General features: G+C 61.7%; 22 protein-coding genes. 1 reads left to right on the forward strand and 21 read right to left on the reverse strand.

Annotated elements, in window-relative coordinates; all coding sequences use genetic code 11:
- Positions 1–66: 66 nt before the first annotated feature.
- From BUB23_RS23195 to BUB23_RS23255, 13 genes are all read right to left on the reverse strand, one after another.
- Entirely contained in the window at positions 67–1176 is a 1110-nt protein-coding gene (locus BUB23_RS23195; RefSeq protein ID WP_073108714.1) for a mandelate racemase/muconate lactonizing enzyme family protein, read from the reverse strand.
- 14 nt (positions 1177–1190) lie between these two features.
- The gene (locus tag BUB23_RS23200; RefSeq protein WP_073108717.1) at positions 1191–2285 is read right to left on the reverse strand and encodes an ABC transporter ATP-binding protein; all 1095 of its coding nucleotides are present in this window, start codon (positions 2283–2285) and stop codon (positions 1191–1193) included.
- Positions 2286–2294: 9 nt separating this feature from the next.
- The gene (locus BUB23_RS23205; RefSeq protein WP_218599137.1) at positions 2295–3353 is read right to left on the reverse strand and encodes an ABC transporter substrate-binding protein; all 1059 of its coding nucleotides are present in this window, start codon (positions 3351–3353) and stop codon (positions 2295–2297) included.
- 10 nt (positions 3354–3363) lie between these two features.
- Positions 3364–5076, reverse strand: coding sequence for an ABC transporter permease (locus BUB23_RS23210; RefSeq protein ID WP_073108719.1), 1713 nt, complete (start codon positions 5074–5076; stop codon positions 3364–3366).
- Positions 5077–5102: 26 nt separating this feature from the next.
- Positions 5103–5795, reverse strand: a complete 693-nt coding sequence (locus tag BUB23_RS23215) for a FadR/GntR family transcriptional regulator (RefSeq protein WP_178372389.1) — start codon at positions 5793–5795, stop codon at positions 5103–5105.
- 177 nt (positions 5796–5972) lie between these two features.
- A complete protein-coding gene (locus BUB23_RS23220; protein WP_073108724.1) occupies positions 5973–6944 on the reverse strand; it encodes an ABC transporter ATP-binding protein in 972 nt (323 codons plus the stop codon).
- Positions 6941–7939, reverse strand: coding sequence for an ABC transporter ATP-binding protein (locus BUB23_RS23225; protein ID WP_073108726.1), 999 nt, complete (start codon positions 7937–7939; stop codon positions 6941–6943). The genes BUB23_RS23220 and BUB23_RS23225 overlap by 4 nt, the downstream gene beginning before the upstream one ends.
- A gap of 2 nt (positions 7940–7941) precedes the next feature.
- The gene (locus BUB23_RS23230; protein ID WP_073108729.1) at positions 7942–8805 is read right to left on the reverse strand and encodes an ABC transporter permease; all 864 of its coding nucleotides are present in this window, start codon (positions 8803–8805) and stop codon (positions 7942–7944) included.
- Complete coding sequence (locus tag BUB23_RS23235; protein WP_073108732.1) at positions 8802–9743, reverse strand: ABC transporter permease; 942 nt, start codon at positions 9741–9743, stop codon at positions 8802–8804. The genes BUB23_RS23230 and BUB23_RS23235 overlap by 4 nt, the downstream gene beginning before the upstream one ends.
- Positions 9740–10894, reverse strand: coding sequence for an NAD(P)/FAD-dependent oxidoreductase (locus BUB23_RS23240; protein ID WP_073108735.1), 1155 nt, complete (start codon positions 10892–10894; stop codon positions 9740–9742). Before BUB23_RS23240 ends, BUB23_RS23235 begins: the two co-directional genes overlap by 4 nt.
- The gene (locus tag BUB23_RS23245; RefSeq protein WP_073108738.1) at positions 10891–12291 is read right to left on the reverse strand and encodes an NAD(P)/FAD-dependent oxidoreductase; all 1401 of its coding nucleotides are present in this window, start codon (positions 12289–12291) and stop codon (positions 10891–10893) included. Before BUB23_RS23245 ends, BUB23_RS23240 begins: the two co-directional genes overlap by 4 nt.
- Entirely contained in the window at positions 12288–12584 is a 297-nt protein-coding gene (locus tag BUB23_RS23250; RefSeq protein ID WP_073108863.1) for a (2Fe-2S)-binding protein, read from the reverse strand. The genes BUB23_RS23245 and BUB23_RS23250 overlap by 4 nt, the downstream gene beginning before the upstream one ends.
- Entirely contained in the window at positions 12574–13695 is a 1122-nt protein-coding gene (locus BUB23_RS23255; protein WP_073108741.1) for an NAD(P)/FAD-dependent oxidoreductase, read from the reverse strand. The genes BUB23_RS23250 and BUB23_RS23255 overlap by 11 nt, the downstream gene beginning before the upstream one ends.
- Positions 13696–13717: 22 nt before the next feature.
- Between BUB23_RS23255 and BUB23_RS23260 the strand changes: the two genes are divergently transcribed.
- The gene (locus tag BUB23_RS23260; protein WP_073108744.1) at positions 13718–14635 is read left to right on the forward strand and encodes a LysR substrate-binding domain-containing protein; all 918 of its coding nucleotides are present in this window, start codon (positions 13718–13720) and stop codon (positions 14633–14635) included.
- Positions 14636–14656: 21 nt separating this feature from the next.
- On the opposite strand, the gene BUB23_RS23265 is transcribed toward BUB23_RS23260, so the two are convergent.
- The 8 genes from BUB23_RS23265 to BUB23_RS23300 all read right to left on the reverse strand — a co-directional run bounded on the left by BUB23_RS23265 (position 14657) and on the right by BUB23_RS23300 (position 23702).
- Positions 14657–16225: an ABC transporter substrate-binding protein gene (locus BUB23_RS23265; RefSeq protein WP_073108747.1), complete on the reverse strand. Its 1569-nt coding sequence runs from the start codon at positions 16223–16225 to the stop codon at positions 14657–14659.
- Positions 16226–16534: 309 nt separating this feature from the next.
- The gene (locus BUB23_RS23270; protein ID WP_073108750.1) at positions 16535–17482 is read right to left on the reverse strand and encodes a LysR family transcriptional regulator; all 948 of its coding nucleotides are present in this window, start codon (positions 17480–17482) and stop codon (positions 16535–16537) included.
- 159 nt (positions 17483–17641) lie between these two features.
- A complete protein-coding gene (locus tag BUB23_RS23275; RefSeq protein ID WP_073108753.1) occupies positions 17642–18532 on the reverse strand; it encodes an HpcH/HpaI aldolase/citrate lyase family protein in 891 nt (296 codons plus the stop codon).
- On the reverse strand, positions 18525–19721 hold the full coding sequence (locus BUB23_RS23280; RefSeq protein WP_073108756.1) for a CaiB/BaiF CoA transferase family protein: 1197 nt from the start codon (positions 19719–19721) through the stop codon (positions 18525–18527). The genes BUB23_RS23275 and BUB23_RS23280 overlap by 8 nt, the downstream gene beginning before the upstream one ends.
- 13 nt (positions 19722–19734) lie before the next feature.
- Positions 19735–20844: a zinc-binding dehydrogenase gene (locus tag BUB23_RS23285; protein ID WP_073108759.1), complete on the reverse strand. Its 1110-nt coding sequence runs from the start codon at positions 20842–20844 to the stop codon at positions 19735–19737.
- Between the two features lie 15 nt (positions 20845–20859).
- Positions 20860–22143 carry a TRAP transporter large permease gene (locus BUB23_RS23290; protein WP_073108762.1) on the reverse strand — a complete coding sequence of 428 codons (1284 nt, stop codon included), beginning with the start codon at positions 22141–22143 and terminating at the stop codon, positions 20860–20862.
- On the reverse strand, positions 22140–22652 hold the full coding sequence (locus BUB23_RS23295) for a TRAP transporter small permease (protein WP_073108765.1): 513 nt from the start codon (positions 22650–22652) through the stop codon (positions 22140–22142). The genes BUB23_RS23290 and BUB23_RS23295 overlap by 4 nt, the downstream gene beginning before the upstream one ends.
- A 21-nt stretch (positions 22653–22673) precedes the next feature.
- On the reverse strand, positions 22674–23702 hold the full coding sequence (locus BUB23_RS23300) for a TRAP transporter substrate-binding protein (RefSeq protein WP_073108768.1): 1029 nt from the start codon (positions 23700–23702) through the stop codon (positions 22674–22676).
- Between the last annotated feature and the right edge of the window lie 17 nt (positions 23703–23719).

Consider the following 23719-nt stretch of genomic DNA (forward strand, 5'->3'; position numbering starts at 1 on the left):
GATGGGCGACAATCTTTTGAATTTTCATATTGATAAGGTAGCTAGAAGTTGATCGGGTGGCGTCTGTCAGTCGACTCGGAATTTCTCTATGACTGTTTCATCCAGCTTCAGACCCCAGCCAGGCCCGGTCGGCACTTGGTAGATGCCGTTGACAAACGGATTGCGGTTCTCCACCAAGCTGTAGAACAGGGGGTCACGGTCGGGGTGGAAGACTTCCATCATGGTGCCATGCGGGATCGACGCCAATAAATGCGCGGAGACCTGCGGCTCTTCGTGATGCCCCATTTCAACTTCGAACGCCATGGCCATGGCCGCCACCCGCCGCCATTCCGTCGGGCCACCGCTCCAGCTTGCATCGAAATTGCAAACGTCCACTGCCTTATCCATGAACAGGTCGCGGCAGCCGCCGCGGTGATATTCGCTTTGACCGGCCGCCACAGGGATGCCAGTGATATTCCTGACCAGCGCCATGGAAGACCGGTCGTTGTACCAGCGGCATGGCTCTTCAAACCAGCGGATATTGCAATTCTGCACCAGCGTCCCGAACTTGATGGCATCGCGTTGCGTAAACCCCTGGTTGGCGTCGACCGTCAAAATGAAGTCGTCGCCCACCGCGGAACGAGCCACTCTCACTCTTTCAGCATCCTCTTCCGGGCTACGCCCGCCGACTTTAAACTTGCATCCGCCCAGCCCCGCCGCGCGCAGGTTTTCCATCTCGGTTCCAAAATCAGCCAGCTTTTTTCCTTCCTCGTAATACCCCGCAATGGCCACGACGGGCAGTTCTGTTTTATAGCCTCCCCATAGCTTGAACAAAGGCTGATTCAGGCTCTTGCCCCACGCGTCGAGCACCGCGCTGTCAATACATGCCTGAGCGTTCGTGGCAAGCTTCCTGTCTCTTAGAATGTTATAGGTGGGGCTGAGCATGGCTTCCCATATTTTCTCTATGGAAAAGATATCCATGCCGAGAACCTTGGGCTTGATTTCGTCGTGAATTATTTTTATGACCTCTGCCTGGGTCTCGAATTCGTCGCCGTTATAGCATTCACCGATTATCCCTTCATCGGTGTAAATCCGTGTGATGATGGTGCATCGATGAGTCATGAAATAGTGGCTGCCTTTGAACGTTTTAGGCAGCGGCATTTGAATGGGTATCGTCTTTATGTCGGTGATTTTCATTTTTCCTTGGTCTCCTAGTTGATGAATACAGAGCAATTGTCTATAGGGAAATTGACCTTCACGGCCTCGCCGCTCTGGAAGCGCGGCGAGGTGCCCAGTTCCAGGATGTCCATCCTCTGACCGTACAAGTCGACGGAATACAGTGTCTGCGTCCCCTGGTATTGGCGGTCCACTATATTTCCGACAAAGGCCACAGCGTGGCCGCCTTCGGTCACCGAATTGATAGATACGTTCTCCGGGCGTATCGATATTTTTACGTTCCTGGCCTTGATCAATTGCTCGTCGTCAATCAATTTGATTTGTTCGTCGCTGCCGACCAGCCGCAACACGCCCCGGCCTCCTACAGGCTCGATGACGCCGTTCAGGACCGCTTCCGCGCCGGTAAAGTTGGCAATGAACGAGTTGGCCGGGTTGTTATAGAGCCCAAGCGGCGTATCTATTTGAAGCAGTTCCCCATCCCTCATTACACCGATGCGGTCGCCCAGGACTACCGCCTCGGCCTGGTCATGGGTCACGTACAAAGCCGTGACCCCGGCCTCTTTGATTATCTTTCTGAGATCGTCGCGCAGCCTTATTCTCAGCTTCGCATCGAGATTGGACAAAGGTTCATCCAGCAGGAGGAGCCGCGGCTTGTATGAAAGGCTCCTGGCCAGCGCCACCCGCTGCATCTGGCCGCCGCTCAACGCCACGACGGGGCGGTCGATGTAGTCCGACAGGCCAACCAGTTCCAGGGCCTCGTCCACTTTGCTGCGGATTTCCTTGGCCGAGGCCTTGCGGGCCAGCAATGGATAAGCCACATTCTCACGGACAGTCATATGCGGCCAGACCGCATAGGACTGAAATACCATGCCGAGGTTTCTACGCTGAGGCTGAACAAATATTCCATTTGCCGGGTCATTGACGACGATGCCGTCAATACTGATCGTCCCGCCGGTAGGCTGTTCCAGTCCCGCCACCGACCGAAGCGTGGTCGTTTTTCCGCAGCCCGAAGGGCCCAGCAGAGCCAGGATCTCGCCTGCTTCGATCGTGATGCTGACCTTGTTGATCGCGGGCCGCGATACGTTCGGGTAGTGCTTCATCAGGCTGTCAATAACAAGCTTGGACGACATGGCTATCCCTTATTTATGGTTAAAGGTTTTATCCCAATCGCTTATCCACTGAGTCCGCAGCGCAATGTATTCCTTCGCATCCGGAATCCATAGCTTGGTGCTGGCCGAGGCCCCGTCAGGCTGCGGCGCCCCTTCCAGGACCGAGAATCCGCCCCCTTGCGTAACCCATGCCGACTGCCCTTCCTGGGACAGGACCCAATTCATATAAAGCCTTGCCGCATTGGGATGCGCGGCGGTCTTTACCACACCGGCCACCGATGTCGTGACGGGAATGCCTTCTGGCGGATACACGACCTTCAAGGGCGAGCCCTTCTTGATCGACGGGATGACCGCGTTTGACTGGACTCCCCCCAATAGAACTTCGCCCCGCACGATTCCGCTCGCCGCCGGAGCGCCGCTTGGATACAGCACCGGCTTGTTGGCGGCCAGCCTGGCCCAATAGTCTTCTCCCAGTTCCTGGCGTTCGAACATTGCCCGGGTCCATGTGGAGCCGCCGGAATTGGCGACGACGATGCCGACTTTTCCCTCGTATTTCGAATCGGCAAGGTCTTTCCATGATTTCGGCGGTTCAACACCCGACGGCACGTTGTAGGCAATCACGAAGCCCCAGGAAGTCTTGGGCCAGAGATTCTTCAAATCTTTGGTCTTGGCCGGGTAAAGGTTTGCGTTCGGCGGAGCATAATCCGCGAAAACCTCCTGGAAGCTCGCGACCAGGCCGCGGTCGGACATATCGATGACATCGGCGGTCAGTTTATTGGCCGCCACTTCGGTTTCGATGCGTGTTGCCAGGCGGCTTCCGGGCGCCCTGACGATTTCCACTTTGACATTGGGAAAGCGTTTGTTGAAGGCGGCCACCAGGTCCTGTTCAGATTCCAGTTGATTGGCTGTGTATAGGACCAGCTTGCCCTCTTTCTCTGCCGCGGCGATGAGGCCGGCGCCTCCAAAGGCGGCGCCGGCCGCGGCGGCGTTCACGGTGAAGCCCATCCCCGCGAGCAATGCTCCCAGCAACAATCTAGGAACCAGCCCCATCCTTTTTGTTTTTGTATCGGCTTGATCAATGTTATACATGTCTTGTCTCCTACACTTTAGACGTGATGCTCATATTGCGAGCAACTATGGTGGTAAATAGAACAACGACAACTAGAATTAATGTTTGGACGACACTGAATGCGGCCGTGACGCCTATATCACCTCCTTCATATAAATTGACCAGCAGGACGGACATTGGCAAGGTGCTGCTTGAATACAAAAACAGCGACGATCCCAGTTCGCGTATGGAGAGAATGAATAGCAGGCTCATCGATGAAATCAGGCCGGGAGCAATCAGCGGCAGGATTATTTTGCGGATGGTCGTGAGCAAGCCCTGCCCGCAAATAAAGGAAGCTTCCTCGAGTTCCTTGTGGACTTGCATCAGCGAAGTCGATAATGACTTGACCGTGTCCGGAATGAAGCGGGCGACAAACGCCAAGGCCAGTATCCATATAGAGCCGTAGATCCCGCCGGGCAGTGATATCCAGGCCCACAGGTAGGCAATACCAATCACGAGACCCGGTATTGCGATAGGCAGCGTGGAAACTATGTCAATAAAATTCCTGAATGGAAGCTTGGTCCGGTATACGGTGTACCCGATGGCAAAAGAAATGAGGCCTCCCACCACTGCTGTAATCACACCTATCTTTAATGTGTTGACCAGAGACAGCAGCGTCAGGCTATTGGAAAACAGCCTGGCGAAGTGTGTGAATGAATAGGCGGAGGGGTCGAACACGGATTCGATGTTCGGTATGTACAGGAAGTTTCTGAACGAGCCGACCAGCAGCGCGAAAGTGGGCAGGATGACCGCGAGGATCAAATAAATAAAAGAAATGGAGAAAGTCAGGTATTTCCACCTGCCCAGGTCAATAAGCCGCGGCTTGAAAGCCTTGCCCGAGACGGTGACAAAGGACTTTCCCTTGAGCATTCGCTGCTGAATCATCACCGCTACGGCGGTCACGGCTATCAATATGATAGATGTCGCCGCCGCCTTGTTATAAAGAGGCGGGGCGCCTGAAATGAGCTCGTAAATATAGGTGGTAAGAACATTGATCTTTGCCGGTGTTCCCAGGACGGCGGGAATACCGTATATGCCGAGCATTACGACAAACGACAGCATGGTGCCGGCGATTATCGCCGGCAGAATCAATGGAAAGGTGATGTTGAAAATCGTCTTGAAGGTGGAAACGCCAGAAATTGCCGCGGCTTCCTCAAGCGCCGGGTCCATGTTCTTCAGCGCGGAAGACGTGAACATGTACACATAGGGCGCATAGTAAATCCCGAAGATGACTATGATTCCCCATGAGGAATAGAAATTGATCTCCCAATCCAGCCCAAGCACATTCAGCAAAACGTTGATCATGCCTGTTTTGGGGGAGCCCAGAATAGACCATGCAATGCCCGCCACCAGCGGCGGTATGAGCAAGGGCATGATGCTTACAGCCTCTATGGTCTTCCGGAATGGCGTGTTGGTCCTTGCGGTCACCCACGAGAAAAACAGGCCGAAGCACACGGCAAGAAGAGTGCCTCCGAAACATACGACCAGAGTGTTCCACGTTGCCCGCAATACGCCGGGGTCGACCACGACATCAAGAAATGCCTTGATTGACAATTGATGGCCGAGATTGCCTGTGACCGGGTTTCCCGTGCTCATCGATCCGTACAACAGCATCAAGATGGGATAGACGATCAGAAAGCCTAATACCAATATCAAGCCCGACGTCCAGCCGTACTTCAGCAACCCATGCCTGAGGTTTTCCATTTTGTCTCCATATTGTTTATATTTTTTTATATATTTATATTCATGTGCTCTTTCATGAGCCTCACAGCCAAGTCGGGATTCTTGTTTTTGATTGCGTCGACAATCTCCCGGTGCTGGATATTCCGCTCTTCAGCCTTCCGGGGAATGAAACCGCCACTGTTCCAGGCTTCCTCGAAAAAGGAATGCGCTTTTTTCTGCAGCTCGCTGAGATAAATATTCTTGGCGGCTTTTGCTATTATTTTTTCGAACCCCAGGTCATGCCCGTATTTGCGTTTGGACTTCATGGGTTCGACCACGCTCATGGCAAGATAATCTTCGAGGTCCTTGATATCCGCGGGCGTTGCATGCATGGCGGCCAGCCGCGTGACTTCAACGTCTATAAGCGCCCGGACTTCGATGGCCTGGCGCATCAACATTTTTTTCACCCCGTCTTCCACCAGGGACAAATCGGTCAAGGGCCGCAGCTGGGGTTCTTTCACAAACGTGCCCAGGCCATGCTTGACCTCCAGAATCTCGATGCTCACCAGTATCTTTACCGCCTCGCGAACGGCGGAACGGCTTACATTCAACTGGATGGCCAGTTCGCGTTCCGAAGGCAACTGATCGCCGGTCTTCAATTTTTGCGCGGCAATGTGCTCTTGGATTTGATTCACAATCTGCTGAGGGATGTTCTGCTTGTCGAGCCGGGCATAGCCCGCAAAGTCAGCGTTTTGTTCCATGGTCGTCATAGCGCAGCCGGTAATTTTTTAAAGGTTCGTGAGGGTCCAGGCCTGGCCTGAGGTCAGAGGTCGGACCAGTGAAGAGACTATATCGAGAAAAAAATGGACTGTCCAGACCTTTTTTGAATGTCATGGCGCATTCATGCGCACCACCACGCGCGTGAATGCGCGCCCCCTTCAATCATTCAAAGGAAAGAAGCATGCGGCGCGCCGGTCGGGCGCGAGGCTTGCCAGCTCCGGCAGTTTCTCCCGGCATTCGGCCTGCATGCGCGCGCAGCGGGGGTGATAGGGGCAGCCGGGCGGCAGGTTGGTGGGAGCCGGGACTTCGCCGGTAATTCTGGACAGCTTTATGCGCGCCGCGGGATCAGGCACCGGCGAGCAGTCTCTCAGGACGCGGCTGTATGGGTGCAAGGGGCCGTCCAGCACCCTCCTGGTGGGACCGCTTTCGATTATCCGGCCCAGGTACATCACACAGACTTCGTCGCAGAAATGGCGCACCACGCCCAAGTCATGCGAAACGAAGACGAACGACAGCCGCCGCTCGGTCTTCAAGCGCTCGAGCAGTTGCAGGATTTGCGCCTGCACGGAGACGTCCAGCGCCGAGACGGGTTCGTCCGCCACGATCAGTTCAGGGTCCAGCACCAGCGCGCGGGCGATTCCTATCCGCTGGCGCTGGCCGCCGGAAAACTCGTGCGGATAGCGGTCCAGGGCGGACTGCGGCAAGCCGACTTCGTCGACGGTCCTCGATATCTTCGCGGCGATTTCCTGCGCATTGCCGAGATGATGCACGCGCAAGGGCTCGGATAGCGCCTGGCGCACGGTGCGCCGCGGGTTCAAGGACGCAAAAGGGTCCTGGAAGATAATCTGGATGCGCTGGCGCAGCCGCCGCAGGTCGCCGGCGCTTGCCTGCCGCAAGTCGGCGCCGTCGAAGGTGATGGAGCCCGAATCGGGTTCGATCAATCGCAGCAGCGTGCGCGCGACGGTGGATTTCCCGCAGCCGGATTCGCCGACCAGCCCGATCGATTGCCCGCGGGCGACGTCGAACGATACGTCGTTGACGGCCCTGACGATCTGCTTGGGCCCGCTCAGCCAGCCGCCCCCGCTTTCGAAGCGCTTGATCAGATTGCGTACTTGCAGAAGAGTGCTCATGCCTGTCCTTTTGCCTGCCTGGCGCGCACGAAGCAGCGCACTTGGTGGCCGCTGCCCGGCAACTCGGCCAGAGGCGGATGCTGAGCTTCGCATATGGGTTCGCGCAGCGGGCAGCGCGCCGCGAACGCGCAGCCGGCGGGCATGGCGGTAATGGCCGGCACGCTGCCCGGTATGGGTTCGAGCACGGCGGCGTCGGAATCGACGCGGGGCATCGCCCGCAGCAATGCTTCCGTATAAGGGTGCTCGGGATGGGCGAAAAGCGAATTCACATCCGCCAGTTCGACGATTTCGCCGCCGTACATGACGGCGACGCGGTCCGCGATCTGGGCCACGACGCCCAGGTTATGGGTGATGAACACCACCGACATGCCATAGGCGTTCTTCAAGTCGTCCAGCAGGGTGAGGATTTGCGCCTGGATCGTTACGTCAAGCGCCGTGGTCGGCTCATCGGCCAGCAGCACCTTGGGCTTACAGGCCAGCGCGATCGCGATCATCACCCGTTGGCGCATGCCGCCGGAAAACTGATGGGGATAGTCGTTGAAGCGTTTCTTCGCGGCGGGGATCTTGACTTCCTCCAGCACGTCCAGCGCTATCTTGCGCGCTTCTTCCCAGCCCAGCTTGCGATGCTGGCGAACCGCCTCGGCGATCTGGTCGCCGATTCTCATCGTCGGGTTGAGCGAGGTCATGGGTTCCTGGAAAATCATCGCAATGGCGTTGCCGCGCAGCCTGGACATCTGTTTTTCCGACAGCTTGCTCAGGTTCTGGCCCTCCAGCAGGATTTCGCCTCCGCCCTGGCGCGCCCCGGTCTCCGGCATCAGGCGCAATATCGACAAGGCCGTCACGCTCTTGCCGCTGCCGGATTCGCCGACGATGGCCAGCGTTTCGTTTTTGGCGACCGACAGCGAAACCCGGCGAACCGCCGGATACCATTTTCCGCCGACACGGAATTCCGTGCTGACCTCGCGAAGCTCAAGGATGGGGGTGTCTGCCGGCATGATCAATCCGAGCGAAGTTTGGGGTCGATGGCGTCCCGCAAGGCGTCGCCCAGCAAGTTCAGGGCAAGCACCGTCAATAGAATCGCCACGCTGGGGAATACCGTCAGCCACCAGGCATCCAGGATGTTCTCGAAGCCTTCGCGTATCATGCTGCCCCAGGTGGCGGTCGGCGGGGGCACGCCCAGGCCGATGAAGCTCAGCGAGGCCTCGGTGCGTATGGCCGAGGCCATCCACAAAGAACCCAATACCACCACGTCGGAAATCATGTTGGGCACGATATGCACGCCCATCAGGCGCAGCGGACTGTAGCCCAGCGCGCGGCCGGCTTCGATGAAATCGCGCTGTTTCAATGCAATGGTGGGCGCCCGCGCCACGCGCACGAAAGGCGCGATTTCGGTAATGGCGATGGCTATGATGAGGTTTTCCAGGCTGGCGCCCAGCATGGCCGCGATCATCAGCCCCAGCACCAGCGTGGGAAAGGACAGCAGCACATCCACCAGCCCCATGGTCAGCCGGTCGAGCCATCCCCCGATATAGCCGGCGAGAACCCCCAGCGCCGAGCCTATCGTCATGGCGATGAGGATGGCCACAAAGCCCACCAGCAGCGATACGCGCGACCCGTATATGAGGCGGGACAGGACGTCGCGCCCATAGCTGTCCGTCCCCAGCCAGAACTCGGCCGAAGGCGGCTCCAGGCGATAGGCGATGTTCTGCTGCAGGGGATCGTGGGGGGCAAGCCAGGGCGCGAACAGCGCCGTGAATACGATCAACAGCAGCAGCCCCAGCCCTATCCAGGACAGGCGATTCTTGCTCAGCGCCAGCCAAAGCGCATTGGGGCGGGAGGCAATGGAAACGGTGGCGCTCATTGATACTTCACCCTCGGGTCTACAAGCCCGTATATCAAATCGGTCAAAAGATTGACGAGGATCACGCAGGTGGCGAACACTATCATCAGTCCTTGCAGCAAGGTGTAGTCGCGCACATTCAGGGCGCCCAGGATCAGCTTGCCCAAGCCGGGCCGGTTGAAGACGATTTCCGTCAACACCGAATTGCCGATCAGGGTGCCGAAATACAGGCCGACCACCGTCACGATGGGAATCAGCGCATTGCGCAGGCCGTGGCGCACGATCAGCCGCAAGGGACGGACCCCCTTGGCCCTCGCGGTGCGTATATAGTCTTCCCCCAGGACCCCGAGCATGGACGAACGGGTCACCCGCATCACATAGGCCATCATGATCAGCCCCAGATTGAAGGCGGGCAGCGCCAGGTTGCGCAATTGGGTCCCCCAGTCGCCGGAGCGGGTCGAGCTGATGACGGGAAACCAGCCGAGCTGGATGGCGAACACCAGCAGCATGAGGATGGCTGAAACGAAAGCGGGAAAAGACAGGCCCGTAAGGGACAGCAAGCGTCCGAAGTAATCGGGCCAGGAATTGCGCCGCAGCGCGGCCCACATGCCCAGCGGCAGGCCGAACACCGTGCCGACCAGGATGGCGGCGGCCGTCAGCTGTATCGTCCAGGGCAGCACCGATGCGACCTCCTGGAGCACGCTTTTGCCGCTGGACATCGAGACCCCCAGGTTGCCGGTGAATATGTCGCCCAGGAAATCCAGATACTGTATGTATACCGGCTGGTTCAGCCCCAGCTGCGCGCGCAGCGCGTCCAGCGCTTCGGCGCTGGCCTGGTCCCCCAGCATGACGGCCGCGGGGTCGCCCGGCACCAGGCGCACCAGTATGAACACGGCCGTCAACATGGCCAGCAGGGTCGGAATGGCCAGCAGCAGGCGCTTGATTGCAAAACGCATCATGAGGACTTCTCCTTGGGCATGTCCCGCGCGGGTTCGGCCGCCATGAGCCGTTGCGCCGCCAGGTTCTGGATCGCCCGCCGGGTCGAGCCGCGCACGATCAGATCGGCCAGCGCGGCGCCCACTACGGGAACCAGCTGGAAACCGTGGCCGGAAAAGCCGAAAGCATGGAATACCCCCGCGGCATGGGGGGATGCGCCGACCACGGGCAGCATGTCCTGGGTTTTCGCCTCCAGCCCGGCCCAGACCCGCACGATGCGGATGTTGCGCACATCGGGGAACAGATCCGCGGCGGCGCGCGCGCCCTGGGCCAGCACACGCATACGCGCCGTCGAAGTTTCCTTGTCCAGATCGGGTATGCCCTGCAGCCCGCCGCCTATGACCAGGGTGCCCTGGTCCGCCTGCTTGAACGACAGCGAACGGCCCGCGATGGACACGACGGGCTTGATGAAAGGCGCGAGGCGCTCGCTGACCATCATCATCGACGACTTCGTGGCTAGCGGGATGTCGTCCCCTATCATGGCCGCGATGCGGCCCGACCAGGCGCCCGCGGCGTTCACGATGGCCGGCGCGACCCACACCCCGCGGCTGGTGCGCACCGCCCAGTCGCCGCCGCGCGGCTCGATACCGTCCACGCCGCATTGTTCCATGATGACCACGCCGGCGGCTTCGGCGCTTCTGCGGAAGGCCAGCAAAGCGCGATGCGGGTCGGCCGCGCCATCGCGCCGCGCCACCGAGGCGCCTACGCAGCGCGCCCCAAGGGCGGGCAAAAGGCGCCGCAACTCATCGGGACCTATGATTTCCTCGTGGGTGTAGCCGCCGCGCCGCAAAGCATCCACGCGCGCGGCCAACTGATCCAGCGTAGGCTGGGTTTCGGCCACGCAGATCTGGCCATGCGCATGAAAGCCGCAATCATCCCCGACCAGCGCGGCCAGCCCGTGCCACATTTCCATGGCTTCCAGGGACAGGTCCAGTTCGCCGAGGTCCCGATTCAGGGTGCGCACGCCGGCGGCGGTCGCGCCGGAGGCATGGCGCCCCACCCAGGCGCGCTCGATGAGGATGACGCGCTTGCCCTCCCGGCCCAGGTGCATGGCGGCGGACAGGCCATGCAGGCCCCCGCCTATGACCACGACATCGTAGACGGAATGCGTCATGGCTCGCCGCCCCCGATATCCAGGGACGCGAGCTCGCCTATGGTCAAGGGCTTGAGGGGCGGCCGGATCCGGAAGAATCCCACCTCGGCGACGGGACAGTTCTGCTCGGCGGCAAGTATGTGGGCGATGGTGTAGCCGCACTGCCGCCCCTGACAGGGGCCCATGCCCGCCCGGGTAAAGGACTTGATCTGGTTAGGCCCGGGATGGCCTATCTTGGCCGCCGCCCGGATATCGCCCGCGGTCAGCTCTTCGCAGCGGCATACGATGGTGTCGTCCGATGGGGCGGACAGGCTGGCGCGGGGCGGATACATCGCATCCAGCATGGGCCGTATGGCAAGCTGCGCGGCCAGTTTCCTGCGCAGGGGGGCGGCCGCCCGCGCCGCGGTTTCCGGCGAGACTTTCTTGGCGCGGATCGCCGCGCCAAGCGCCGCCAGTTCGCCGCGGGCTTCGGCCGCGCGCGCCCCTCCGATGCCGGCGCCGTCGCCGGCCACGAACAGCCCGGCCTGGCTGGTTTCACCCCAGGCATCGAGCTCGGGCGCCAGGCAGGCCTGCTCCGTCAGCCAGACATGCTTGCATTCGAGCGCCTTGGTCATGTGTATGGACGGCACCACGCCCTCATGCACCAGCAGCAGGCCGGCCGGCACGCGGTGCGCGGCGCCATCATGGCTTTCGTAGACGATATGCGCAAGCCGGCCTTCGCCTTCGGCCCGGAACTGCCTGACGCCCCGGATGACGGGCACGTCCGCGGCGCGCAGTTCGCGCATCCAGCCGTAGCCCTTGCGCATATCGCGCCAGCTGCCCACCGCCTTCAGGAAATAAGGCAGGCCGCGCCTCCAGGCGCCCGGAGGCGCCGTATCCAGCCAGCCGGCGATTTTCCCGCCAGCCTTCAGCAACTGCGCCATGTAGAGCAGCACCAAGGGGCCGCTGCCGGCTATCCATACCGGCTCGGCCGGCACCTGATTCGAAGTCTTCAACACGATCTGGGCCGCGCCCACCGTCATCACGCCGGGCAGCGTCCATCCCGGAAACGGCGCGGGCCTTTCCTGCGCCCCCGTGGCGAGCAGCACATTGTCCGCCGCCACGATTTCGGCCTGCTGATCGCGGCTCATGTAGACATGCCAGCCCCGCTCTATCTGCCACACTTGCGTGCCGGGCTGGTATTCGGCGCCGCAATTCCGGAAGGCTCGCGCCAGGGCCGACCCGGCGCGGTATTCCTCGCCCAGCAGCATGCCGGTGGGGGTATCCGCCACGGTTTCCACGGCCCGCCAGATCTGGCCTCCGGGCGCGGGCTGCTCGTCGACCAGCAAAACGCTCAGACCATGGCCGCGGGCCCGGATCGCCGCATTCATCCCGGCGGGCCCCGCGCCTATGATCACCAGGTCGTATTGGCGCGTCATGATGTGATGCTCCGCTTGCCCTGCTGGCGCTCCACCCGCATGCCGTCGCGCACCGGCAGCATGCAGGTCTGCGTGGACGCGACGCCATCCACAATGGCCAGGCAGTCGAAGCACACGCCCATCATGCAATAAGGCGCGCGCGGGCTGCCGCGCACCGGCGTGCTGCGGGCGATGGGCACGGCCTGCCGCAACAGCACCGCGGCAACCGTTTCGCCGGCTTCGGCCTTGACGGGCACGCCGTCTATGGTCAGGGAAAGCGCTTGCGCGCCGGGATCATTCAGTTTACGAAACATGGAATCGCCCATGATGAAAGAAGTTCAGGTCGCTATGCAGCATCGAATCGCTCAGGGAACTGGCCAGCGATGTGGCATGAAAAGACGCCAGCGTCACGCCGGAATGGCAGAGCGCGATCCAGGCGCCGGGGTGGATGGCCGATTCCGCGTAGACCGGACAGCCGTCGGGGGTCATGATGCGCAGGCATGCCCATTGCCTTATCAGGCGCGCGCGCGCCAGGTCCGGAAGGATGCGTATGGCCCGGCTGCTCATGCTGGCGGCCGCGGCGCTCGTAGTGCCGCAATCGAATCCGACTTCTTCCTGGGTCACCCCTATCATGACCGTGCCTTCGCCCGTCTGGCGGATGCCGCTGGCCGGCAATGGCAATACCGGCGCCAGGCGTTCGGTGACCAGGATCTGGCCGCGCTGGGGCCGCAGCGGCACGTCCAGCCCCACCATGGGGCCCAGCGCCGCGGACCCCAGTCCCGCGGCGATGACGAATTGCGCCGCATCGAAGCGCCGGGATCCCGCGCGCAGCGAAAACCCGCCGGCGGGCAAGGGATCGATGCCTTCCACAGCGTGATTGCCCAGCAGCGCCGCGCCGCGCGAGACCAGGCCTTTATGCAGCGCGGCCAACAGCCGCAAGGGGTTCACATGGCCGTCCATGGCGCTGAAGCTGGCGCCGCTTACGTCCGGCCCGAGGCGCGCGCCGGGCAGGAGCTTTTCCAGCGCCACCCGATCGAGCATTTCGGCACAGGGAGCGCATTCGGGCAATTGCCGGCGCCACTGCGACAAGCGCAGCGCGCGCGCGCCCAGCTCGGATTCGCCCAGGCAGAAGTTCACGCCTCCCTTGTTCTCGTAATCCAGGCATATGCCTGTTTCTTCGGTAAGCTCGGCGGCAAACGCCGGCCATAACTGCGCCGCGTCCCGCGACAGCCGCTGGTAGGCCGGATTGCCATAGCCTTTGCCTTGCACCCATACAAGCCCGAAGTTGGCTTTGGCGGCGCGAAAGTCCGCATCCGCCCCGTCCAGCACCAGGATTTTCCTGCCCCGGCCCGCCAGGCCATAAGCGATGGCGGCTCCGACCATGCCGGCGCCGACGACGATTGCGTCATAATCAGGCTTGGTCATATGGACTTTCATGGGTCGGAGTATGAAAAAATCGCTCAATCTGCGGCAGGTCGAAGCTTTCAAGGCGGTGATCGAGCACGGCACGGTCAGCCGCGCCGCCGAGGCGCTGTTCGTGTCCCAGCCCGCTGTCAGCAAGCAACTGGTCAAGCTCGAGGAAGACACCGGGCTCGCCCTGTTCGACAGGGTGCGCGGCAAGCTGGCCCCCACCCGCCATGGCATGCGGCTGTATGAGGAGATCGACCGCATATTCGCCGGCCTCAGGCAGGTCGAGCAGGCGATAGACTCCATCCGGCGCGACGAGCAGCGGCATCTGGAAATCGGCGTCATGCCGGCCTTGTCCGGGTCTTTCGTGCGCCGCGTGACCATGAACTTCATGAAAGCCCATCCCAATGTCCATGTCTCCATCCAGACCCGCAGCTCCCAGTTCCTGGCCGACTGGCTGGTCACAAGGCAGATCGATGTCGCCCTGGTGGGCAGCCGCGTGGAAAATCCCTACATCGATCGCGAGCCGCTGATTTCGTCGCCATTGTTCTGCGCCATGCACATCGACCACCCGCTTACCAAGAAAAGGATAATCCGCGCCGGGGACCTGGATGGCCTGCCTTTCGTTTCGTTCGCCACAGGCAGCCAGACGGATCAACTGGTCAGGAAGGCATTCAGCGCGGTGGGCGCCGAGCTGAACAGCGTGCTGGACACCGTGACGGCGCCGACGGTTTGCGAATTTGTCGCCGCGGGCCTGGGCGTTTCGCTGATTCATCCGCTGTTCGCCGAAGGCACGCGCGGGCGCATCGCCTTGCGCCGCTTCGACCCCGAGATCTTCTTCAAGTTTCAACTGTGCAGCGTGCGGGCATCCCGCAATGCAAGCCTGATAGAGGCCTTCATGCAGGAAGCCCGCCTGGTGGCGCAGGAAGTGTCGGATGAGCTGCTTCATGGTCAATAAAGGCTGCGCGGCGGCCGGCGGTCAATCAGCCGTTACGGAAGTCTGTTCCGTGACGGGCGGCGCCAGGTTCAGCGCGCCTTTCAGTTCGTAGCCATAGTCGACATTCTTGCCATGCGCCCAGACCTGCTTCAATCCGAATAGCGGAATGCCGCAAACGTCGTCGTGGATCCTGGCCTGGGCGTCCTTCCACAACGCCAGCTGCCTGGCGGCATCGGGTTCGACGCGCGCGGCGCGTATGCTTTCATCAGCCACCGAGCAGTGCGAGAAGTTGGACATGGCGGCCGGCGAACCGATCTGCGCCGCCGAATCGAAAAACTCGGACAGATAGGCGTCGGCATTGGGGAAGCGGGCGGCGCCGTAGAAAACGATGGCGCTTTGGTCCTGGCGGCTGCGCGCCTGGTAGGTGGCATGGTCGACGACTTCCATGTCCAGCTTGATGCCCGCCTTCGCCAACTGGGACTGCACGATTTCCATGATAGGCAGCTGCGCCGAAATATTGGATACGATGGATTTGATTTCCAGGCCTTTGGGAAAGCCGGCTTCGGCCAGCAGCGCCTTGGCGTGCTCGATGTCGTACTTGTATGATCCCGCGCCGCAATCATGGCCAAGATAGCCCTCGGGCACTATCGAACAGCCTTTCGACGCGACGTCCTTGCCGGCGTAGCGCACGATTTCATCGACATCGACGCTTTCGGCAATTGCCTGGCGGACCTTTATATTGTCCAGGGGCTTTATGTTGCGGTTGATGTGCAAGATGCGGAATTCGGAAGGCTCGAAGATGTCCACATTGACCCCGCGCTTGCGCGCGCGCTCCACCCAGCGCTGCTCGCGCTTGCCCTGGATGATGTCGATTTCCTCCGACGAGAAGGCCAGGTCGCGGGCGCTGTCCGACGGAATCATGCGATACGTGATGCCCGCCAGTTTCGGCTTGCCGCGATAGTACTGGTCGTTCGCCAACAGCTCCACGTATTGCTGGGTCACGTGCTTGCTGAAGGCGAACGGGCCGGTGCCGACAGGAGAAGCGCCGAATTTGGCGCCGAGCTCTTCGCCGGCTTTCTTGCTGACGATATTGCCGCCGTGGTAGTCGGACACGCGCCCGAGGAAGGCGGCGTCCGGATACTTGAGCGTGATGCGCACGGTGTATTCATCCACCGCCTCGACCTTGTCCACGCCATTGAAGGTGGCGGCGAAGCTCGAACGCTTGGGGTCCGCCGCGCGCTGCAGCGAATACACGACGTCCTCAGCCTTGAGCTCGCCGTAATCGCCATGGAATTTGACGCCCTTGCGCAGATGGAAAGTCCATACCTTGCTGTCGCTCGACGATTCCCAGCGTTCCGCCAGATCGGGCTCGAGCCTGGACGGGTCGGCGCTGCCCGGGGGAAAGCGTACCAGGGCCCCGAACATCTGGCTGACGACACCTTTGTCGGCGGTCGATGTGGCGCGATGCGGGTCCAGCGTAGCGTTGTCGGACGCGCCGGAGCTGACTCGCAGCATGGGCCGCCCGGCGCCCTGCGCACAGGCCTGGGACGCCAGTCCGGCGCCCAAGAGCAGCATGGCGGAAGTCACTACTGACAGAGTTCTCGATTTCATGGCTTTGCTCTCATTTCAGTTAATGTGGCTGCAACGAAAGCTCATCCTAAGTTTGCAAAGGATGTGAGTCAAAGTCCATTAAAGGCTAAGCGTATTCCAAAAGGTTATAGAAACGCCTCGGGAAGGGGGCTTCTCCTGGCAAGCCCGCGGGACTCCCAGGGTTTGTACTGATACGGTGTATTGGCCCAGGCTAGGGTTAGTCCCAGGCCGCGGCGGCGCGCAAAAAGCGGCCGAGGCCAGCCTGCGTTCGCGCCAGGCGTGGTCAGCGCGCGGCGGCCGCCGGTACTGCCGCAAGCCCTGGAAGCCTTCCTAATCGTTGATCGTCGCGAACCGCCACCAGCCCGCGCCCGATTCGGTCTTCAGCAGCTCGCGCAGTATGACTTCGACGCGGCGGGCGGTGCGGGTCAGGGGCCGGTCCGTCGCATACGCCAGGCAGACGCGGCGCTCGATGACGGGATCGGTGATGTGGGCGGTGAAGATCTCCTCTTGGGGGATCCGTATGTTCTTGAGGGCCGCGAGCGACAGGATGGTGGCGTCGGTCGTGCGCAGCACGCATTCCAGCAGCAGTTCGTGCGCGTCCAGCTCGGTGCGCACATTGAGCTTGACGCCGACGCTGGCGGCGACTTTTTCGACCAGCGCCCGCAGGCCGTGCTCGCGGCTGGGCATGACCAGAGGCACATGGCGCAGGCTGGCGCAGGAAATATCGCCATTGACGCACATGTCCTCTATCGGACCGGCGTTCTTGCTGTGCACCGCCAGGAACAGCTGCTCTTTCATCAGCAGCTCGAAATCCAGGCCTATGACGGGGGAGCTGCTGTAGACCAGGCCGAAGTCTATCGTGCCGTCCATGATCCATTTCGCCAGGTGGCCGGAAAGGCCGGTCACGACCTTGATCTTGATATTGGGGCAGCGCTCGCGGACCTGCTCGATCAGCGACAAGGTCAGCAAGGGGCTGAGCGAACCGGGTATGCCGACCGTCACGGTGCCGACTTCGGTCACCTGGCGCGAACGCAGGCTGGCCTTGGCGGCGTCCAGGGTGTCCAGCGCGACGCGCGCGTAGCTGTGGAAGTCCTTGCCTTCCGGCGTGAGGATGGTGCCTTCCTGGCGCCGCTCGAACAACTGCACTTCCAGTTCTTCTTCCAGCAGCTTGATCTGGGTGCTGATGGCCGGCTGCGATATGTGCAGCAGCTGCGCCGCCTTGATGATGGAGCGCTGCTCGGCAACCGCAATAAAATACGATAGCTGACGTAAATTCATACTGCCTGTGGTCTCATCCTTTCGCTTTGTCGACCGGCCCGGCCGGCATGCCGGCATGCGCCCACGCCGTCCCCTGCCTGGCCGCCAGCCCCAACCCGCCAGCCTGCCCGCCCCGGCTGGACACACAGGCCCTTGCCGCCCTTGCCGGGGCCGGCGCTTTCAGCGGCTGCCCGGGCGTTGCTGGTAGGCCGCGTAGCGCTCCACCAGCTGGCGCGCCTGCAGCACGACCGGCAAGTCCACCATGCGGCCATTGTACGTGCACGCCGCCTTGCCCAGCGCTTTCTGCTTTTCGAATTCGGCGATCAGCAGCCGCGCGTTTTCGACATCGGCGAGCTTGGGCGAGAATTCCTCGTTCACGATCTCGACCTGCCTGGGGTGTATGCAGAACGCGGCGTCGAAGCCCAGGCCCCGGGCGCGCGTGATCTTGCGGCGGAACTCGTCGGCGTCATTGAAGTCGGCCACCGATCCGACAAAGCCTATCGGCACGATGCCGGCGCGCCGGCACGACGCCACGGCCATGGCGTTGGGGATATACAGCGTGTCTTCACTTACGGCCATGCGCATATTGGCGGCCAGGTCCTCGGCGCCGACTATCATTGCGCAGACCCGCGGGCCGGCGGCGGCGATCTGCGCCATATTGGCCAGGCCCTCGGCGTCTTCGACCATGGCGATCAGGCGGGTATGGCCGATAGCCAGCCCTTGCTCCGCCTCGCACTCGTCGAGGATCTCGCCGATGTAGCGGACATAGGCCGCATCGGGCACTTTGGGCAGCGTCAGCGCGGCGACGTCGGCGCCGACCGACTGCTCGATATCGGGCAGGGCCATGCGCCAGGGCCTGTTGATGCGCACCGTCACGTCATAGCCGGCGGCGGCGAATTTGCGCGCGATACCGCGCACGCGGCCGCGGGCCAGGGCCTTGTCGTCCGGCGCGACGCTGTCTTCCAGGTCGATCTGCAGCACATCGGCGGGCCGGCGCATGGCGCTTTCCACGTAGCGGTCGTTGACCGCCGGCACGAACAGTATGGAACGCCAGAGATTGATATCAGACATGGGAACGCTCGCTTGCTTGAATGGCATCCAGTTGCTCCAGCTCGCGCAGGACTTCTCCGGTATGTTCGCCCAGGCCGGGCGCGGGCCGGCGGAAACCGCCGGGAGTCGCGCCCAGGCGCGGGATAATATTATGCGCGGTGATATGGCCAAGGTCGGCGTCTTCCAGCGACACCATGGCCTCGCGCCCCACCACATAGGGATGGTCCACCAGGTCGGCGACCGAGCAAACCGGCCCGACGGTGACGCCCGCCTGCTCGAAGACATCCAGGTTTTCCTGCTGCGTGCGGCCGGCGATGAAAGCGCCGATGATCTGGTCGAGCTCGTCCTTGTGCCTGACGCGCGCATCGTTGTCGCAGAACTTCTCGTGCGTCTTCAGGTCGGGCCGGCCTATCGTGTCGAAAATCCGCAGCGCCATGGACTGCATCGATCCCGACATCGCCACATATTTGCCGTCGCTGCAGATATAGACATTGCGCGGCGCGGTATGCGAGGACTGGTTGCCCGAGCGTATGGTCGGTTCGCCGACCAGCTGGTACTTCAGCGCCTCGGACGAAATAAAGGAAAAGATAGGTTCGAACAAGGAAAGGTCCACCACCTGGCCCTTGCCTTCGCGCTCGGCCACGCGCAAGGCGGTCAGCACCCCGGCCGCGCCGTAGATGCCGGCGATCATGTCGGCCAGCGCCAGGGGCGGCAGCGCGGGCGGCTTGTCGGCGTAGCCGTTCAGGAAGGCGAAGCCGGACATCGCCTCCACCAGCGTGCCAAAGCCGGGCTTGTGGCTGTATGGCCCGGTCTGCCCCCAGCCGGACACCCGCACGATCACCAGCCGGGGGTTGATTTCCAGCAGCAGCTCGGGCGCCAGCCCCATTTTCTCGAGGCCGCCCGGCACGAAGTTTTCGACGAAAACATCGGAATGGCGAACCAGGCGCTTCAAGGCCGACAAGCCGTCGCCGGACTTCAGGTCCAGCACCACTGAGCGCTTGTTGCGCCCATACACCTTCCAGTAAATAGGCTCGTCGGCCTCGCGCCAGTTGCGCAGGTCGTCGCCCTTGCCCTCGCGCTCGATCTTGATGACGTCGGCCCCGAAATCCGCCAGGAACAAAGTCAGCATATTGCCCGCCACCAAGCGCGACAAATCCAGCACCCGCACATCCTTCAGCGGGCCGTCCTGCTTAGGGTCAAATTTCTTCATTGCCTGTCCCTGCTCAAAAACTGATTACCGGCTTGATTTCCTGATAGCTCTTCATGCGTTCCATCGCCAGGTTCACGTCGTCGAGCTTGTAGCGCCCGGTAATCATTTTCTCGAACGGGAAGTTTGCCTGGTGCTTGTCGATGAACTGCAGGGCCAGCGAATAGCTGCGCGCGTCGCCGGAAAAAGAGCCGATCACATTGATGTTCTTCTTGACGATCATCGAAGGCTGCATTTCCGTCTTGCCTTCGCCCAGCTGGCCCACGATCAGGTACTTCGCGCCCTTGCGCGCCAGCTGCAGGCCTTCGTTGAAGGCGGCCGGCACGCCGGTGAACTCCATGACGATGTCCGCGCCGCGCCCTTCGGTCAGGGCGAGCACGCGATCCAGCCGCTCCTGCGCCGTCGTGCCTTCCACGGGGATGCATTCGTCGGCGCCGAACTCGCGGGCCATTTCCAGGCGGGCGGCCGGCGAGCCGATGACGATGACCTTGCGCGCCCCGCGCACTTTGGCATTGGCCGTGGCCAGCAGGCCCAGCGGCCCCGCGCCCTGGATGACGACGGTTTCATAGGGCTCTATCTTGCCGATCTGCGACATGGCGTTCATCACCGAGCGCAGGGCGCAGCTGGACAAACTGGCCAGTTCGCTGGACACGCTGTCGGGCACCTTCAGGCGGCCGGACTCCGGCAGCACATAGCCGTATTCCGAAAACCCGCCCAGCAGATACGGCGATTTTTCCATGGTTTCGTACATATAGGCGCGGCGATGCGAGCACAGCGTGGGCTGGCGCGCCGTCGTGCAGAAGAAGCAGCTGCCGCAGGACGTGTGGGTGTAGACGATGCGGTCGCCCACCTTCAGCGCCTGCCCCACCGAATCGTCGCGCACGCCCTCGCCCAGCGACACAATGCGCCCGACCATTTCATGGCCGATGATCACGGGCAGGTCCACCTTCAGCGACAGCGAGCCCTGCCACAAGTGGACGTCGGTGCCGCAAATCGAGCAGGCTTCCATTTTCACCAGCGCGGCGCGCGGCTCGATATGCTTGGGGACCGGCACCTCCTCGATCTTCAGCGGGTCCTTGAACTTTCTTAGAACAGCGGCCCTGGAGAACTCAGGTATAGCAGACATGTCATTAAACCTATTTCAAAGAAGTTGGTACCACGTCGTCAACGCGGGTACGAAAGTAATCAGGCCCAGAACGATCAGCGAGCCGCCCAGAAACCACATCACGTAGCCGAACATTTCCGTCAGCCTCGCTTCATTGGTGCGTTGGGCGACATACAGGTTGGCGGCCAGCGGCGGGGTCAGCAGCCCGATTTCGATATTGGTGACCAGCATCACCCCGAAATGGACCGGATCGATGCCGTAATTGATGGCGGCGGGCGCCAGCAGCGGCCCCATCAGCAGGGTGGCCGCATTGGTTTCCATGAACATGCCGACCAGCAGGAGGGCGACATTGACGGCCAGCAGGAACAGGATGGGGCTGCCCGTGAAGCTGGTGGCGATCTCGGTAATGGATTGCGGCACCTGCTCCAGGATCATCGCCCTGTTGAAAATGCTGGTAAAGGCAATAATGGCCAGGATCGCGGCGGACGCCAGCGCGGCGTGCTCCAGTATCTTCTTGAGGTCGCCCGTCGAGGCCTGGCGCGACAGGATGGTCACCGCCAGGGCGTAAATGCCCGCGATGGCCGCCGCCTCGGTCGCGGTGAACACGCCCGAATAGATGCCGCCCAGCACCAGCACCGGCAGCATCAGGGCCGGCAAGGCGCGCATCAGCACCGGCAGCTTCCTGACCGGCCCGGCGCTTTTTGGCGATGGCGCGGATTCGGCCATCACTTCCTGGCCGCCCGGCAATACGCGCTTCGAAAGCACGGAATGGATCAGCATGAAGACGATGATAGTCAGGATGCCCGGCACGATGGACGCGATAAACAGGTTGGTGATGGACACCCCCACGATCGCCCCGTACAGGATCAGCGGAATCGAAGGGGGGATCAGCACGCCCAGCAGGCCGCTGGCGGCGTTGAGCGCCGCCGTGTAGCCTTTGGAATAGCCGCGCTGGCGCATTTCCACGCCGACCGTGCCGCCGATGGCGGCCACTGTCGCCACGGACGAGCCGGTGATCGCGCCCATCAGGCCGCTGGCCAGCACCATGATATGGCCCATGGGCGCCCGTATGCGGGACATGAACAGGTCGCAAACCGAAGTCAGCTGCCGCACCAGGCCGCCACGGTTCATCAGCTCGCCCACCAGCAGGAATAGCGGGATCGCCAGCAGGGAGAAATTCGACACCGTGTCGAACGGCATGGCCGCCAGCGAGAACGGGTCGATATTCCACGCATCGGCATTGGCGATGATGACCAGCGCAAAAGCGGCGGCTATCGGTACGCCCAATACCAGCAGAAGCAACAAGGAAGAGACTATCACTGGGCAACCTCCGCGGCGCAAGACAAGGGCCGCTTGAAACAAACCGACCGGGCCAGGTCGAACAGTCCGTGCATGGCCATGAAAACCATACCCGCGAAGAAGAAAAAGGCGGGTATGTACAGCGGCGTCCCCATGTCCAGCATGCGTTCATTCGACAGCATGGCGTCGTCGAACAGGCTCCAGCCCAGCCAGGCGTAGATCACTGAAAACGCCAGCATGAGAATCGCCACCACCAGATGCGCGGCGCGCCGGAGCAGCACCGAGCGCGCCTGCTCGATGAAGTCCACCGATATGTGCATCTGCATGCGCGAACACATCGCCGAGCCCACGAAGGTCAAAGGGGACATCGCGACAATGGCCCATTCGGCCACGTTGGCTACCGGCAGGTCAAAGAAGCGTATGCAGACGCCGAACGCCACGGTGAACAGCATGACCAGCAGGCTTATGGAACATACGAAGTTTTCTATTGAATAAAGGCGCTTCTCGAAGGCAGCGGTCCATCCGGCCATGTTCATCTCCTGTACCGGCGGCTATCGGCCGAGCGCCTTGACTTCCTTGCGCAGCGCCTCGACGCGGTCCTTGCCGTACACCGGTTCGAGCTTGGTCCAGACCCCGTCGGCCACTTTTCTGAACTCGGCCAGCGCCTCGGGCGACAGCTTGCTCACCTTCACGCCGCCGGCCGCTATCTTGCCCATATATTCCGCATTCAACTTGCGATTGACCGCGATTTCATTGGCGGCCACTTCATTGGCCGTGTCCTGCAGGATCTTCCTCTGCGCGTCATCGAACTTGCCCCAGGTGCGCTGGCTTGCCGCAATCGCGCCCATGGCATAGACATGGTTGGTCTCGGTCATGAACTTCTGCGCTTCGAACAGGCGGGAGTTATGGGTAATGCTGGCGCCGTTGTCCTGCCCGTCCACCGTGCCCTGTTGCAGGGCGGTGAACAACTCAGGGAAAGGCATGGCGACAGCCTGGGCGCCCGCGGCGATAAAGAAATCGCGTATGCCGGCCGAACCCGGCACGCGCAGCTTCAGCCCGCGCAGATCCGCCTGCTTCTCCACCGCATGCTTGGAATTCGTCACCGCGCGGAACTCCAGCTCGAAAAAGCCCAAGGTCTGCATGCGGTGCTTCGTCAGCGTTTCGCGCAGGGTCTTTTGCAGAATGCCATTGGGGTTGTAGAAAATCTTGTCCGCCTCATCGAAGCTGGTCACGATGTAAGGCAGATAATGGATGTCCAGCAAAGGGTCCAGGCCCGACAAGGAACCCGGGTTGATGAAGGCCAGGTCCAGCGAGCCGCGCGACAGATCGCGCGCCAGGGACTCGTCGCCCCCGATCTGGCTGTTCGGGAAAACCGTGATTTCCACTTCGCCCTGGGTGCGCTCCTTCACCAGCCTGGCAAAATCCTGGCTGGCCTGGTCCACCGGGCTGTTGATGGCGAACACATGGCCCAGGCGCAGCTTCATGGGCGCGGCGCCGGCCGGCGCCGCCTGCAGGGACATGGCCAGCGCGGCGCAACCCAGCAGGGCCGCGAGCTTCGATTTCTTGAGGTTCTTGAACATGGTATTTGTCTCCGATT

Source organism: Pollutimonas bauzanensis (assembly GCF_900129885.1).
In the GTDB taxonomy this organism is placed as follows: Bacteria; Pseudomonadota; Gammaproteobacteria; order Burkholderiales; family Burkholderiaceae_B; genus Pollutimonas; species Pollutimonas bauzanensis.

Bases quoted from the DNA above. Each gene is read 5' to 3' on its own strand.
- BUB23_RS23195 (WP_073108714.1), bottom strand. From the start codon at position 1,176: ATGAAAATCACCGACATAAAGACGATACCCATTCAAATGCCGCTGCCT.
- BUB23_RS23200 (WP_073108717.1), bottom strand. From the start codon at position 2,285: ATGTCGTCCAAGCTTGTTATTGACAGCCTGATGAAGCACTACCCGAAC.
- BUB23_RS23205 (WP_218599137.1), bottom strand. From the start codon at position 3,353: ATGTATAACATTGATCAAGCCGATACAAAAACAAAAAGGATGGGGCTG.
- BUB23_RS23210 (WP_073108719.1), bottom strand. From the start codon at position 5,076: ATGGAAAACCTCAGGCATGGGTTGCTGAAGTACGGCTGGACGTCGGGC.
- BUB23_RS23215 (WP_178372389.1), bottom strand. From the start codon at position 5,795: ATGGAACAAAACGCTGACTTTGCGGGCTATGCCCGGCTCGACAAGCAG.
- BUB23_RS23220 (WP_073108724.1), bottom strand. From the start codon at position 6,944: ATGAGCACTCTTCTGCAAGTACGCAATCTGATCAAGCGCTTCGAAAGC.
- BUB23_RS23225 (WP_073108726.1), bottom strand. From the start codon at position 7,939: ATGCCGGCAGACACCCCCATCCTTGAGCTTCGCGAGGTCAGCACGGAA.
- BUB23_RS23230 (WP_073108729.1), bottom strand. From the start codon at position 8,805: ATGAGCGCCACCGTTTCCATTGCCTCCCGCCCCAATGCGCTTTGGCTG.
- BUB23_RS23235 (WP_073108732.1), bottom strand. From the start codon at position 9,743: ATGATGCGTTTTGCAATCAAGCGCCTGCTGCTGGCCATTCCGACCCTG.
- BUB23_RS23240 (WP_073108735.1), bottom strand. From the start codon at position 10,894: ATGACGCATTCCGTCTACGATGTCGTGGTCATAGGCGGGGGCCTGCAT.
- BUB23_RS23245 (WP_073108738.1), bottom strand. From the start codon at position 12,291: ATGACGCGCCAATACGACCTGGTGATCATAGGCGCGGGGCCCGCCGGG.
- BUB23_RS23250 (WP_073108863.1), bottom strand. From the start codon at position 12,584: ATGTTTCGTAAACTGAATGATCCCGGCGCGCAAGCGCTTTCCCTGACC.
- BUB23_RS23255 (WP_073108741.1), bottom strand. From the start codon at position 13,695: ATGACCAAGCCTGATTATGACGCAATCGTCGTCGGCGCCGGCATGGTC.
- BUB23_RS23260 (WP_073108744.1), top strand. From the start codon at position 13,718: ATGAAAAAATCGCTCAATCTGCGGCAGGTCGAAGCTTTCAAGGCGGTG.
- BUB23_RS23265 (WP_073108747.1), bottom strand. From the start codon at position 16,225: ATGAAATCGAGAACTCTGTCAGTAGTGACTTCCGCCATGCTGCTCTTG.
- BUB23_RS23270 (WP_073108750.1), bottom strand. From the start codon at position 17,482: ATGAATTTACGTCAGCTATCGTATTTTATTGCGGTTGCCGAGCAGCGC.
- BUB23_RS23275 (WP_073108753.1), bottom strand. From the start codon at position 18,532: ATGTCTGATATCAATCTCTGGCGTTCCATACTGTTCGTGCCGGCGGTC.
- BUB23_RS23280 (WP_073108756.1), bottom strand. From the start codon at position 19,721: ATGAAGAAATTTGACCCTAAGCAGGACGGCCCGCTGAAGGATGTGCGG.
- BUB23_RS23285 (WP_073108759.1), bottom strand. From the start codon at position 20,844: ATGTCTGCTATACCTGAGTTCTCCAGGGCCGCTGTTCTAAGAAAGTTC.
- BUB23_RS23295 (WP_073108765.1), bottom strand. From the start codon at position 22,652: ATGGCCGGATGGACCGCTGCCTTCGAGAAGCGCCTTTATTCAATAGAA.
- BUB23_RS23300 (WP_073108768.1), bottom strand. From the start codon at position 23,702: ATGTTCAAGAACCTCAAGAAATCGAAGCTCGCGGCCCTGCTGGGTTGC.